Below are 686 nucleotides of genomic sequence, written 5' to 3'. Positions count from 1 at the left end.
ACACCGCGTCCAGGCCGTCCGCGGCGGCTTCACCCACCGCGTCGAGGATGCCAGGGCCGGCGAGGGCCTCGTCGTACTCGGACTCGATGGAGGCGGTGCCCCGCGCGATGCGGCGGACCTCGACCTCCGTGCCGGGCGACACCCAGGCGCCCACCTCGCGGCGGACCTCCTCGGTGAACGCGTCGGTGATGACGGGGAGCACGACCGTGAGCTTCACAGCACCTCCAGGGGGCGGGTGGGGCGGTCGGCCCACCCTGCGCGGGCCCGCCGAGGGGCACAAGGTGCGAGGCGCACAGCCGGGCGGCGACGACCGTGGCGACCGCACCGCCGACGCGTCCGCCCCGGTCCGTGGCCACCGCCCGACTGTGCGCGGTGCCCTGCCGATGCCGCGAACCGGTGCCTGATGCACGGTGACCGCCCGGGGGCGGCGGCCTAGTCTCGGCTCACCTCATCCGGCGCCCCGCCCCTCTGGAGTCCCCATGGCGTCCTCTTCAGGACACGACGACCACGCGCTGGCCCGCGTGCCGCAGACGGCCCGGTTCCACTGGTTCTCGGTGGCGACCCAGCGCTTCGGCCAGCTCTCCACCCTGGCCAGCTTCCTCATCGGCGCGACCCTCGGCTTCGGCATGACCTTCTGGAACGCCGTACTCGCCATCAACCTCGGCGCGGTGATCCTCGAGGTCATG

1 protein-coding gene and 1 pseudogene are annotated in these 686 nt (G+C 73.9%); one reads left to right on the top strand and one right to left on the bottom strand.

From position 1 onward, the window contains the following. Positions 1-217: hypothetical protein (locus DMC61_RS40965; protein WP_199750242.1), on the bottom strand; the 217-nt coding region annotated here is incomplete at its 3' end. Positions 218-479: 262 nt separating this feature from the next. Here DMC61_RS40965 and DMC61_RS40960 point away from each other — a divergent pair. Continuing rightward, positions 480-686 (top strand): annotated as a pseudogene (locus DMC61_RS40960) (cytosine permease); the annotation flags it as partial.

Source organism: Amycolatopsis sp. WAC 04169, from assembly GCF_003947535.1.
GTDB classification, from domain to species: Bacteria; Actinomycetota; Actinomycetes; order Mycobacteriales; family Pseudonocardiaceae; genus Amycolatopsis; species Amycolatopsis keratiniphila.
Note: the sequence above shows the minus strand (reverse complement) of the source record. Positions and strands in the feature narration are given on the sequence as shown.